The sequence below is a fragment of the Streptomyces sp. NPDC085931 genome, assembly GCF_044540565.1.
Taxonomy (GTDB): Bacteria; Actinomycetota; Actinomycetes; order Streptomycetales; family Streptomycetaceae; genus Streptomyces.
Map to the genome: position 1 here is coordinate 165,340 of NZ_JBITSK010000016.1, position 12,613 is coordinate 177,952.

A 12,613-nucleotide genomic window follows, 5' to 3' on the forward strand; every position below is an offset into this window, starting at 1 on the left:
CGGGTGTTCACACCCGTCGCGCCCCAAGAGCCCCTGAATTTTCGGTTGTTCGAGGAGAACGGCAGCGAACCGGCGGGCGTCGCCGGTGCTGCGCAGCCGGGTTTCTCCCGCCGGGCGGCTACCGCTCCCGGTACGGCGCCGTCGTCCCGGGAAGGTCGTACTCGTCACGGCGGCCGCACATGCCGAAGCCGCCGAGCCGGCTGGGCGCTGCCTCGTGGGCGGTGGCCTCGTCGAGGTAGGCGGGGTCGCCGTCGGCCAGCGCGTCGAGCTGGGCGCCGGTGCGTTCGGCCGTGGCGAGGGCGCCCGCCCGCCACAGGGCGCGCCAGGTGGGCACCTTGTGCCGCACGAGCCGGGCGGCGGCCCGCTGGAACTCCCGGTAGGGGCCGGCGTCCCCGGCGACCAGGGCCTCGCGCAGGCCGAGGTAGCCCTCGACGGCCAGGTCCCGGCGGCGGCGCGCGGCCGCCTCCGTCTCCGGGCCCGTGCCGGGCGGCAGGGCGGCGGCGTCCGCGTAGCGGCCGGGGTCGGCGAGCACCTCGGGCGGGAAGGTGAGGACCGCGTCCCCCGCCTCGGGCAGGCCGCTGTTCTGCATCAGCACGGTGATACGCAGATCGCCGCCCTGCACCATGCGGTGCACGGTGCCCGGCGTGAACCAGGCGATCGAGCCGGCCCGCAGGGGGATCTCCCGGTAGCCGTGGGGGCTCAGCGTCTGGACCGCGCCCCGGCCGCCGGTGACGACGTACGCCTCCGTGCACACCAGGTGCAGGTGCGGACTGCCCCCGCAGACCCCGTCGGCGGCCTCCCAGTCGTAGGCGCTCAGGTGGGACAGGCCGACCGCGCCCGGCAGCGGGTGGGCCAGGCCCGGCGGCTGCGGCCCGCTCACCACGGCAGGCCCTCCAGGTGGGCGCCGACCCGGTCGCGGTCCCAGGCGCCGTCGGCGATCAGCAGCCGGTAGCGGTAGGCGAATGACTCGCCCGGCGGGAGCTCGAACTCCTCGAAGAACGCCCAGGAGAAGGCGACCGTCGGGAACGGCTCGGAGCGGACGAACCAGTGCGACGGGTGGACGGCGGACGCGTCGTCGAGGTTCTCGGGCGCGTGCGCGAAGACCAGGGTGGAGTGGCCGTCGACGTCGTCGTGCTCGGTGGTGAAGGCCAGCCACGGACCCTGACTGCCCATCAGCTCGCCGGCGTCGGTGTCCGGCGCGAAGACGGTACCGCCCGTGAAGTCGCGCGGGCCGCGCCACTGCAGTCCGGTGTAGCCGGCCATCTCCCGCCCCGCGGTGGTCGGCGAGCCGAAGGCCAGGGGCGTGGAGCGGGTGTTGGTGAGGCGGATCGACCAGTCCAGGGCCCAGGCGCCGGCCTCCTCGTCCACCGCGTGGACGGTCAGGCCGCGCACCTCGCGCGCCCACTCCTCGCCGCCGTTCTCGATCCAGGTGAGGTGCTCGGTGAGGGCGAGCCGGTCCTCCTCGGCCGTGAACCGCGCGAAGCCGTCGTGCCGCATCGAGCCGACCCGCTCGGGCAGCCGCAGATAACCCTCGCCGTGCACATACGAGTTGCCGCCCCAGAAGTTCTGGCCGGACAGGTGGCTCGCGGTCATCTGCAGGCCCTTGTGCCAGCGGTGGTCGCTCGGGCGGTAGCCGGTCACCGTGCGTCCGGAGAGGGTGCGCACGGGGTGGGCGTACGGCTTGCGGGCCTCGAACGGGTCGGGGTCGGGGCGGTAGACGTAGCGGAGGATCTCCGTGCCGTTCGCCGCCGTGACGGTGATGTCCTCGCCGTGCGTGTGGGTGACCCGGATGGTCATGCGCGCTCCTTGGGGGCCCAGTCGGGGTGCTCGCCGTGCATGGCCGCGTAGAAGGGGTCGCCGGGGCCGATCTCCCCCGCGTGCACGGAACGGCCGGTGAACGCCGCCTTGTACAGGGCGGCGGCGAACTCCAGGGTGGCGCGGGCGTCCCGGCCGCTGCCCGGGGGCCGGACGCCGGTGTCGTAGGCGTCGAGGAGTGCGCCGAGCTGGGCCGTGTGGGAGCTGGGCACGTCGTGCGCGGGGGTGCGCCAGGCGGTGGCGCGTTCGGAGGGGACGTGCGGGGCGGGGGTGTAGACCCAGCTGTCGTTGGTGTGGCCGTACAGGTGGGTGAGTTCGACCGTGGCGTCCGCGCAGTCGACGCGGATGCGGCTGACCTCGTCCGGGGACAGCACGCTGTTGACGACGGTGGCGAGGGCGCCGCCGCGGAAGCGCACCAGGGCGGTGGAGACGTCCTCGCTCTCGGTGTCGTGGACCAGGCGCGCGGCCATGGCCCGGATCTCCTCCCACTCGCCGAGCAGGTGCAGCAGCAGGTCGTACTGGTGGATGCCGTGGCCCATGGTCGGGCCGCCGCCCTCACCGGCCCACGTCCCGCGCCAGGGCGCCGCGTAGTAGGCGGCGTCGCGGTGCCAGGTCGTCTGGCAGTGCGCGACGAGCGGGGCGCCCAGCGCGCCGCTGGTGATCAGCTGCCGGGCGTGCAGGGCGCCGGAGCCGTAGCGGTGCTGGAAGACGACCGCCGCGTAGGCGCCCGAGGCCTCCTCGGCGGCGGCGATGTCGTCGTACTCCGCGAGCGACAGGGTCAGCGGCTTCTCGCACAGCACCCAGGCGCCGGCCTTCAGGGCGGCGACCGTCTGGTCCCGGTGCAGGGCCGGCGGGGTGCCGATCAGGACGAGGTCGGGGCGTTCGGCGTCCAGCATCGCCTCGACGGAGGTGTACCCGGCGACCCGCTCCCCGGCCTGTGCGCGGAACGCGTCGAGCCGCTGCGGGTCCACGTCGACGGCGGCGACCAGCTCCACCCGGTCGGCGTGGGCCCGCAGCGCGGGCAGATGGCTGCCGCCGGCGATCGCTCCGGTGCCGACGACGGCCGCGCGACGGCGGGGCGGGGACCCTGGGGACACGGACATGCGGCGCTCCTCGGACGGCCGGCGGACACACGCTTGGAAAGCGCTTGCACTCGAAGGGACCCTAGGCGCGGGAGAATGTCTGGACAACCCCCCTGCGGCGACCCGTGCCCCCGCCGGCGCCGCATTCTCCCAGCTTGGGGCGGAGTTTCCGGGTGCTGCACACGCCACGCAAGCGGCGTTCCCTCCGCCTCGACGGGGTGGCCCCTCCATGGCCCGGCCGCCGGGCGGAGGGTCCCGGGCGCGGCCCGTCCTCGGCGCTCCGCCGCCCCGCGCCCGCCGGCCGCGGACGCACGTGAGGAGCCCGGACCGTCACCGGTCCGGGCTCCTCACAGGTGCTGCCGGGTCCCTCAGGACTCGACGATCTTGCGTACGTTGTCGACGGAACCGCAGCCGGCCTTCAGCTGCCGCTCACGCTCCTGCCAGAACGCCCGGCCGAGCTCCTCGCGCCGCTCCATCGCCACGTTCTCGCGGGCGCCGTTGAGGATGGTGCGTTCCTCCTCGTCGGCGTGGTGGGTGACGGCCTCCACCAGCTCCTCGAGCTTCTCGTCCCACTCGTCGGAGCCGACCTCCTCCACTTCGAGGAGTTCCAGCAGGGCCTTGTTGCCCTCGTCGTGTTCGTCCTCGCCGTGCTCGACCTCTTCGTCGTCGATGTTCTTGTACCGCTTGAGCGCCGGGTAGACCTTGGACTCCTCGGCCAGGGCGTGCGCGATCAGCAGGTCCGAGAATTCGCGCAGCGCGCCCTCACGGTCGGCTTCGACGCTGCGCATCTGACGGAAGAGGTCTTCCATGCGCCGATGGTCATGGAGAATGAGCTCGACGACATCCTGAGTGTCGGCCATGAACAGGCACCCCTTTCGTGCGGAGAATCAGGCCTTTTCCCATTACCCGCTCCCCTGCGCGGGGAACGGGGCCGGACGGGTCACCAGCGATACCAGCGGCCCTTCCGGCCACCTGCGTCCGCACTGCGCAGCACGAAGCCGAGCAGCCAGACCACCAGCACGATCACCGCGATCCACCACAGCGCCTTCAGAGCGAAACCGGCACCGAAAAGAATCAGGGCGAGCAGCAGAACCAGAAGCAAAGGAACCATTACTATCCACCTCCAGAACTGCTGATGCCCGGGTCATTGCAGAACACACCGCCGGATTTCTTTGTTTTTCCAGGCGGATGACGGGCAGAAGGGCGGATTCGGCGGCGACGGAACATCAGTCCCGGCCGACGACCACCACCTCGTCCCCCGCCGCCCACCGGCGCCGTTCCGCCTTGGGCGGGTTGATGCGCACGCCGTGGCCGGGGCCCGCCGACGCCTCGGCGTGGCTGCGGTAGCCGATGGCGCACTCGCCCCGCTGCCGTGCCGCCGCCACGACGGTGGCGAACGCCGTCTCGCACCCGGACAGCACGTAGTCGGCCGCGGGCCGCAGCCGGACGCCGGTGCCGTCGGCGGAGAACAGTTCCTCGAAGACCGCCGCCAGGTGCCGGTTCTCGGAGATCTGCGCCATCAGCAGGCCGATGAGCTTGCCGCTGATGATCACGTCGGCGCCCGGGCTGATGGGAGCCAGGGCCCGGTTGCGGTCGTCGACCAGCTCGGTGACGACCGGCAGTTCCCGTCCGGAGGCCTCCTCCAGCCGGCGCAGCAGCAGGAGCGTGACGAGCGTGCGGTTGTCGGGGTGGTCCGCGCCCTCGCCGGGAGTGGGGTCCCGGCCCAGGACGATGACGCTGTCGTAGGAGTGCACGTCCAGGCGCTGCAGGGTCTCGGGGCGGGTGACGTCCCCCTGGTGCAGGGTCAGGGCCGGGCCGGTGCCGTCGCGGGTGCCCGACTCACGCACCTGCCGGACCGTCTCCTCGGCGCAGTCGGCCACCACGTCGACGGCCGACCCGGGCAGGGCGCGGCGGCGCAGCTGCTCGACCATGAGCGGCGCCCTGCGGTTCCAGCCGAGCATCAGCACCCGCTCGGGCCGTGCCGGCGTCGGCGGGCCGGACGCCATCACCGCCTTGTCGACCCACTGACCGCAGTCGCCCGGCCAGGCCGTGTCGTCGTCCCGGGAGACGACGAGGAGCAGATCGTCCGCGCCGATGGCCGTCCGAGGCGGCGGGGCGAGCAGCGGGGTGTCGCCGCGCACCAGCCCCACCACACAGGACGTCGGATAGGACAGCAGCGCGTCGCCGAAGGTACGGCCGGTCAGGGACGCCTCGCGGACCAGGTAGAACTCGTCGCCGGCGAAGTCGAGGAGCTCCTGGTGGACCAGGGCCAGGCCGGGGCGGCGGGCGGCCTGGACGATGAGCCGGGCCGTGACCGTGTCGCTCTCCAGGACGACTCCGCCCGACCCCGCGGCGAGGCAGGCGGCCAGCCGGTAACGGTCGTCCCGGACGGCGGCGACGACCGGCGGCCGCTGCTGCGCCCCGGCCAGGGCCGCCCGCAGCGCCAGCAGCGTCTTGACGACCTCCGCGTCGGCGTCGGGCTCGTCCCGGGGCAGCACCAGCACGCCACCGGCCGTCTCCGGGCTGGTCAGGGTGAGCACGGCCGGGTCGGTGGTGGGCCCGCTGCGGCAGATCAGCCGGGTCCGGCCGACGGGCCCGACCTTCGTGGCGAGGGCCTCCTCCATCGCCGTCTTGTCGCGGTCGGCCAGCACCGCCACCGCCGCGCGCCGCTGGTTGGCGTTGGCCGCGACCAGTTCGCCGACCACCGTGAACACCTGCTCCGACCATCCCAGGACCACGACGTGCCCCTGCTCCAGCACGGTCGAACGGCCCCGCCGCAGCGCGGTGAGCCGTTCGGTGAGAGCGGTGGTGATCAGGCCGACGAGCGTCGACACGTACAGCAGCGCGACCAGGGCGAGCAGCACCGACATCGTCACGCGCAGCGGGGTGCCGGTCGCACCGCCCAGGCGCAGGGTCTCCCCCGTCAGGTGCCACACCTGTGCCAGCCGGCCCGGCAGGGAGCGCGGCGCGTCCGGGTCGGTCCAGACCACCACCGCGCTGGCCGGGACGACGACGGCCAGACACAGCAGGGCCATCCACCCCACGAGGGCGGAGGCACCGCGGGCCAGCGTGCTGTCGAACCAGTAACGGGCCCGGTCACCGAGCGAAGTGCGCCGCTGCGCCACCCTTCCCCTTCCGTCGCCCCGGGCCTCCCGTGCGCCGGTGGGCGCCGCCGCGCGCGTGCGGCGCGCGGACGGACGGAGGGCGCGGGTGTGAGTACGCCTGTCGCAGTCTGAGGGCACGCGCCGGGCGGTGAGCGCGGTTTCGCCGGGCATTCATTCCTTCGGGTTCACCGAGCGCGCCGGGAGCGCAACGACCGCCGTGACGTGCGGGTTTTGCCCCGGATTCGCTCCTTGGGGGCATTGCCGGGGCGAAGCGCCGCGCCCCGGCCCGGCCGCCGCTACAAAGAGCGCCATGACTGATGATCACGCGGTGGCGCACCCCGACGGCGGGTTCTCCCGGCGGAGTTTCGCGGCGGGGGCCGGCCCCGCCCCCCCGGCGCCCGGCCCCCCCCCCGGGGCCCCCCCCCCCCCCCCCCCCCCCCCCCCCCCCGCCCCCCCCCCCGCCCCCCCCCCCCCCCCCCCCCCCCCCCCCCCCCCCCCCCCCCCCCCCCCCCCCCCCCCCCCCGCCCCCCGCCCCCCCCCCCCCCCCCCCCCCCCCCCCCCCCCCCCCCCCCCCCCCCCCCCCCCCCCCCCCCGGCCGTTGGTGCGCCGGTGCGCACCGGAAAACCCGATCGAGCCCCCGGCCCGTTCGCGGTAACGTTCCTGGTGTTCCTGCCGTTCCGACAGCGCAGGGCCATCGATCCCGTACCGGCGGGTCATCCGGACACACATGTACGTGGGGACTCTGTCCTTCGACCTGCTTCTCGGCGACGTACGGTCGCTGAAGGAGAAGCGCTCCGTCGTCCGCCCCATCGTCGCCGAGCTCCAGCGCAAGTACGCGGTGAGCGCGGCCGAGGTGGACCACATGGACCTCCACCGCAGGGCGGTCATCGGCCTGGCGTTGGTGTCCGGCGACGCGGGGCACCTGAGCGAGGTGCTCGACCGGTGCGAACGGCTGGTCGCCGCCCGCCCCGAAGTGGAGCTGCTGTCCGTCGGACGGCGCTTCCACGGCGAAGACGACTGACGAACCGAGAACGAACCGGACAGGAAAGAACGGGAGACGGACCAGTGGCCGACAACGCGCGGGCTAAGAGGCTGGCGGACCTCATCCGAGAGGTGGTGGCCCAGAAGCTGCAGCGCGGGATCAAGGACCCGCGGCTCGGCTCGCACGTCACCATCACGGACACCCGGGTCACGGGTGACCTCAGGGAGGCGACCGTCTTCTACACCGTGTACGGGGACGACGAGGAGCGCGCGGCGGCCGCCGCCGGCCTGGAGAGCGCCAAGGGCGTCCTGCGCTCCGAGGTGGGCCGGGCCGCCGGGGTGAAGTTCACGCCGACCCTGACCTTCGTCATGGACGCCCTCCCGGACACCGCCCGGAACATCGAGGACCTCCTCGACAAGGCGCGCCAGTCCGACGAGAAGGTGCGCGAGGCGTCCGCCGGGGCGAAGTACGCCGGTGACGCCGACCCGTACCGCAAGCCGGACGAGGACGACGAGACGGACGACACCGCCGAATGACCCAGAAGCACAGCACGCCCGACGGCCTCGTCATCGTCGACAAGCCGTCGGGCTTCACTTCGCACGACGTCGTCGCCAAGATGCGCGGCATCGCCCGGACCCGACGCGTGGGGCACGCCGGCACCCTCGACCCGATGGCGACGGGCGTCCTCGTCCTCGGCGTCGAGAGGGCCACCAAGCTCCTCGGCCACCTCGCGCTGACCGAGAAGGAGTACCTGGGCACCATCCGGCTCGGGCAGAACACCCTCACGGACGACGCCGAGGGGGAGATCACCTCCTCCACCGACGCCTCCGAGGTCACCCGCGAGGCCGTCGACGCCGGCATCGCCAAGCTGACCGGCGCCATCATGCAGGTGCCGTCCAAGGTGAGCGCCATCAAGATCAACGGCGTGCGCTCCTACAAGCGCGCGAGGGAGGGCGAGGAGTTCGAGATCCCCGCCCGGCCCGTGACGGTGTCCTCCTTCGGCGTGTACGACGTCCGGGACGCCGTCGCCGAGGACGGCACGCCCGTGCTCGACCTGGTCGTGTCGGTCGTCTGCTCCTCCGGCACCTACATCCGGGCCCTCGCCCGCGACCTGGGCGCCGACCTCGGCGTCGGCGGTCACCTCACCGCCCTGCGCCGCACCCGTGTCGGCCCCTACAAGCTGGACGCGGCCCGCACCCTGGACCAGCTCCAGCAGGACCTGACCGTCATGCCGGTCGCCGAGGCCGCCGCGGCCGCGTTCCCCCGCTGGGACGTCGACGCGCGCCGCGCCAAGCTGCTGACCAACGGCGTGCGGCTGGAGATGCCCGACCAGTACGCGGGCTCCGGCCCCGTCGCCGTCTTCGACCCGGAGGGCCGCTTCCTCGCCCTGGTCGAGGAGCAGAAGGGCAAGGCCAAGAGCCTGGCCGTCTTCGGCTGACGGCCCGCCCCGGGCGGTCCGCCCGTGGAGCGGCGGTCACGGGGTACCTCCACTGCCGCCGCTCCACGGTCCCCCCTCGGTTCCCCCACCCCTAGGGTTATCCAGCCGCCCCCGTCCGTTCACCCGTCCGTGCGGGCGCTCGGAGTGAACCGGGGGAGCGGAAGGGGGCGCTTTCGCGAAGCGATCTGTCCCGCTGATCATCCCGCCCCTAACGTCGCACACGAGGGCACGGGTGTACGGCGGGGAGGCTCGACGATGACGTCGCGGAACCGGTCCCGGGAGACGGACGGCAGCGCACCGGACTCCCCGGACCACCCCGGACCGGGGGAGCGCGTGGACCAGGCACCCCCGGACGAGGCGCTCGTGCGCATCCACGACCTGGCGGGCCGCCCGCGCGGCACCGGCTTCCTCGCCGACCACCGCGGCACGCTCGTCACCAGCCACGAGGCCGTCGACGGCCTGCCCCGGCTCGTGCTGTACGGAGCGGGGGAGCGCCGCCGGGTCGTGACCGCCGACGCGATCACGCCGCTGCCCGCGCTCGACCTGGCCCTCGTCCGGACCGAAGGGCTCGGCGTGCCGCCGCTGCCGGTCACCGCGCGGCACGGGACCGGGACCGGCACCTACGTGCGGATCGCCGCCGGCGGCTGGCGCGAGGCGCGGGTCCTGGGCACGACCGGTGTGACGTACGCGGCCACGGACCGCTTCCACCGCATCGACGGCGCGCTGGAGCTGGCGGTCGGCACGGCGGGGCGGGACGCGCTGCGGCTGGGCGGGGGAGCGGCCGGCGGTCCGGTGGTGGACGCGGCGACCGGAGCCGTCGTCGCCGTCCTCGGCACGGCGCTCCGCTCCGACCACCGTGACGTCGGGTTCGCCGTCCCGCTGCATCCGGGTGTCCCCGGGGCGGCCGGCCCGCTGGCCGACCTGCTCGCCGAGAACGCGGCGACGGTCCCCGCGTACGGGGACGACCTCAACCTGGCCGGAGTGCTGGAGCTGACCGGCGTCTCGGTGGCCCTGGACGGCCCGCCCCGATCCCCCGGCCTCCCGGAACCGGTCGAACGGGCGGCGGTGACAGCCGCGTTGAGCGCTTTCGCGTCGGGCCCGGAATCCGTCCTGGCTCTGGTCGGGGCGCCGGGCAGCGGCCGCACGACGGAACTCGCGGCGCTCGCGGCCCGGCGCGCACGCGACGGGCATCCCACGCTGTGGCTGCGCGGCTGCGACCTGCGGGACGACGACACGTCGGTGGCGGACGCGGCCCGCCGGGCCCTGACCCGGGCCGCCCCGGCCGTGGACGCGGCGCGGGGTTCGTCTTCGGCCGGCTCGGGTGTGGCTGTCGAGGGTTGCTCATCTACGGCTGCTTCACCTGCCTCGGCTTCTTCGGGTGCGGCTGGGGTGTGCTGCCCGGCTCCGGCCGGCTGGGGTGAGGCTGTCGAGGGTTACTCATCTGCGGCCGGCTCGGGTGGGGCTGTCGAGGATTACGCATCTACGGCCGGCTCGATTGCGGCTGGAGCGTGCTGCCCGGCTCCGGCCGTCCCGGCCGTGGCGCGGGGCTCGTCCGCAACCGTCGTCGCCGTGGGGGCCGCGCGGGCCGCGTCTTCGGCCGCCGGGACCGCGGAAGCGGCGCGGGCTGAGTTCCCGGCGGGCTCGGCCGTGGGCGCCGCACGAGGTTCGGGCCCGGCCGTCCCGGCCGCGACTGCCGCGGCCGGCGCGCGAGTCGCTGCGCCGGGCGCGGCCGGTGATCTTTCACCGGAGCGTCTCGCCCACCGGGCCGCCGCTTACGGTCGCCCCCTGCTGCTCCTGCTCGACGGCCCCGAGCAGATGCCGCCGGGGCTGGCACGCCGGTTCGACGACTGGGCGGACGGGACGCTGCGGTGGCTGCGCGAGACGGGTGTGCGGCTGGTGGTGGCGTGCCGGGCGGAGTACTGGGAGGACGTGGCGGAGCCGCTGCACCGGCCCGCGTGCCTGCCGCTCGGCGACCTCAGCGAGGACGAGGCCCGCGAGGCACGCGAGCACCTCGGCGTCCCGGAGAGCGCCCTGGCCGGCGGGGACGCCCGGCACCCCCTCACACTCCGTCTGCTCGCCGAGATCCGGGCCGCGCTCGCCGACGCCCCGGAGCTGCCCGCCGCCTCGCTCGACCGGAACGACGTCTTCGCCGCCTACGTGGACCTGATGGCCCTGCGGATCGCCACCCGCCTGGCCACCGGCAACGGCCTGCGCGGCACCGCCGTACGCCGGCTGGCCGCGAAGGTCGCCGGGCAGGTGCACGAGGCCGCCCGGCGCAGTCTGGGCCCGGGGCTCGGGGACCTGGACCGGGAGGCGTTCGAGGCCGTGTTCCCCTGGGGGACCGCCCCGGAGCGTCTCGGCGGCGTCACCGGCTGGGCTTCGGCCGTGCTGGCCGAGGGCCTGCTCGTACCCTCCGGGCCGGGCTACCGCTTCGCCCACGAGGAGCTCGCCGACTGGCTTCACGGACTGCACCTCGACCTCGACGAGGCCCTGCACGCCCTGGTCCACCGCGGCCGGGACGAGCCGTCCGACCCCGTCCCGCACCACCGCATCGGACCCGTCGTCCAGGCCCTGCTCTGCCTGGAACGGCAGCACGGCACCCGCCCGCCGGCCTCCCGCCTGGCCGACCTGGTGCACGCCCTGGACGCCGACCCGGAGTCCTGGTGGGCCGCGCGGCTGCTGGCCGGGACACTGGCGGCCGTGCCGGACGCCACGCCGTACACCGACGTGCTGCATCTGCTCGCCGACCGGGTCGTGGCCTGGCGGCGGCAGGAGCGGCCCGTGCCGGACGTGCTCGGGCCGGACTTCTGGACCGGGCTGCGGCTGGCCGAGGGCGCGCGGTTCAGGCTGCTCAGGAGGCTGGTGCACGCCGACGGACCGCCCTGCGAGGCCGGACCCCGCTTCCTGGACGCCGTCGCACGGCTGCTGGCCGCCGACCCCGTCGCCGTACAGCCGCAGCTCGTGTGCTGGTTCGACGACGAGCAGCCGCTGCCCGCCACCCCGCACGCGACCGTGGCCCTGGCCGCGCAGGCACTGCTGCACACGCACCGCCACCGGGCCCTGGACGAGCTGGTGGACGTACTCGCCGACCGTGCGCACCACCGGGCCGACGAACTGCTCGCGGTACTGGCCGAGGAGGAACCGTCGGCGCTGTGCCGGGCCGCCGACCGGTGGGCCCGTGACGAGCGGCCGGCCCGGCGCGCCGCGGCGATGGCGCACGGACTGCGCGTCGCCCCCCACGTCACCACCGGCGGTGACCGCGCCCTGCTGCGCTACGCGGCCCTCACCCTGCTCGCCCGCCCGGCCGACCGCGCCCTGCACGGCGGTGCCCTCGCCCTCCTCGTCCAGGACCCGCACGCCCGGATCCGCCATCTGCCCCGGGCGCTGGAGCACTTCGCGGCGGGCGACCCGCACCTCCCGCCCGACGCGCTCGCCGGGGCCCTGCTCACCCACCCCGAACCGGTGCTCGGCGCCTTCGCGGCACGGCTGGAGCGGCCGGACGCGGACGAAGCGCTGCGGGCGCTCGCCGACGCCACCCCGCCCGGCCTGGCCCGGCCCGTGGCCGCGCTGGTGAGGCACGCGGTGGAGCGGCGCCCGGACCTCGCCGGGCCGGTCGCCGCGTACGTGGACCAGCGGCTCGACCGGGGCCCCGCCGCCCGGGCCGTGCTCCTGCCCCTGGTCACCGGTCTGCTGGAGGGCGGCTCCGTACGGCTGCGCTGCGCCCTCGCCGGCGTCCTCACCCCGCCCGGCATCCCGGCCTCCCGCCCGCTGCGCCGGGAACTGCGCGAGGCCCTGCTGGCCCGCGAGCGCGACACCGACGTCCTGGACGCGCTGCTGCACTCCGCAGCCCGCAACGGCGGCGACGACCTGCGCGACCTCGTCCACCGCATCGGCCTGCTCCTGGGCCGCACCCCCGAGGGCGCGGGCCGCTTCGACCGCGCCCTGGTCGACCTCGGACGGCACGTGCCCGGCTTCGCCGCCCGCGTGGCCGGCTGGCTCGCCGACGCGCCCGAGGAGTGGGCGGCCCTGGTCGGGCCGAGCTCCCACCGGACGATCGAGAACCTGGCCGGCGTGGGCGTCCCGGCCTGACCGGAGCGGGGTGCCGTGCGCCCGGTCACAGCCCCCATGCCGATGCGGGCGGCGGCGACCCGGCATGGCACTCTTAGACCTGCGTACGCGTCATCACGGACAA

10 protein-coding genes are annotated in these 12,613 nt (G+C 75.1%); 4 read left to right on the forward strand and 6 right to left on the reverse strand.

Annotated elements, in window-relative coordinates:
- Nucleotides 1-118: 118 nt before the first annotated feature.
- The 6 genes from ACIGAN_RS29525 to ACIGAN_RS29550 form a co-directional block, all read right to left on the reverse strand.
- Entirely contained in the window at nt 119-883 is a 765-nt protein-coding gene (locus ACIGAN_RS29525) for a cupin (RefSeq protein ID WP_399862142.1), read from the reverse strand.
- The gene (locus ACIGAN_RS29530; RefSeq protein ID WP_365740248.1) at nt 877-1,797 is read right to left on the reverse strand and encodes a DUF6807 domain-containing protein; all 921 of its coding nucleotides are present in this window, start codon (nt 1,795-1,797) and stop codon (nt 877-879) included. The genes ACIGAN_RS29525 and ACIGAN_RS29530 overlap by 7 nt, the downstream gene beginning before the upstream one ends.
- On the reverse strand, nt 1,794-2,918 hold the full coding sequence (locus ACIGAN_RS29535; RefSeq protein ID WP_399862144.1) for a Gfo/Idh/MocA family protein: 1,125 nt from the start codon (nt 2,916-2,918) through the stop codon (nt 1,794-1,796). Before ACIGAN_RS29535 ends, ACIGAN_RS29530 begins: the two co-directional genes overlap by 4 nt.
- Before the next feature lie 347 nt (nt 2,919-3,265).
- Nucleotides 3,266-3,757, reverse strand: coding sequence for a hemerythrin domain-containing protein (locus ACIGAN_RS29540; RefSeq protein WP_399862146.1), 492 nt, complete (start codon nt 3,755-3,757; stop codon nt 3,266-3,268).
- 80 nt (nt 3,758-3,837) lie between these two features.
- Nucleotides 3,838-4,008 (reverse strand): hydrophobic protein, encoded by a 171-nt coding sequence (locus ACIGAN_RS29545; RefSeq protein WP_365094741.1) that lies wholly within the window; start codon nt 4,006-4,008, stop codon nt 3,838-3,840.
- A 115-nt stretch (nt 4,009-4,123) separates the two neighbouring features.
- Nucleotides 4,124-6,022, reverse strand: a complete 1,899-nt coding sequence (locus tag ACIGAN_RS29550) for a CASTOR/POLLUX-related putative ion channel (protein ID WP_399862148.1) — start codon at nt 6,020-6,022, stop codon at nt 4,124-4,126.
- 706 nt (nt 6,023-6,728) lie between these two features.
- Between ACIGAN_RS29550 and ACIGAN_RS29555 the strand changes: the two genes are divergently transcribed.
- The 4 genes from ACIGAN_RS29555 to ACIGAN_RS29570 all read left to right on the forward strand — a co-directional run bounded on the left by ACIGAN_RS29555 (nt 6,729) and on the right by ACIGAN_RS29570 (nt 12,510).
- A complete protein-coding gene (locus tag ACIGAN_RS29555) occupies nt 6,729-7,022 on the forward strand; it encodes a DUF503 domain-containing protein (RefSeq protein ID WP_399862150.1) in 294 nt (97 codons plus the stop codon).
- 44 nt (nt 7,023-7,066) lie between these two features.
- Nucleotides 7,067-7,519 (forward strand): 30S ribosome-binding factor RbfA, encoded by a 453-nt coding sequence (gene rbfA / locus ACIGAN_RS29560; protein ID WP_333936704.1) that lies wholly within the window; start codon nt 7,067-7,069, stop codon nt 7,517-7,519.
- Entirely contained in the window at nt 7,516-8,421 is a 906-nt protein-coding gene (truB, locus tag ACIGAN_RS29565; RefSeq protein WP_399862152.1) for a tRNA pseudouridine(55) synthase TruB, read from the forward strand. The genes rbfA and truB overlap by 4 nt, the downstream gene beginning before the upstream one ends.
- Before the next feature lie 255 nt (nt 8,422-8,676).
- The gene (locus tag ACIGAN_RS29570) at nt 8,677-12,510 is read left to right on the forward strand and encodes a trypsin-like peptidase domain-containing protein (RefSeq protein WP_399862154.1); all 3,834 of its coding nucleotides are present in this window, start codon (nt 8,677-8,679) and stop codon (nt 12,508-12,510) included.
- Nucleotides 12,511-12,613 lie beyond the last annotated feature (103 nt).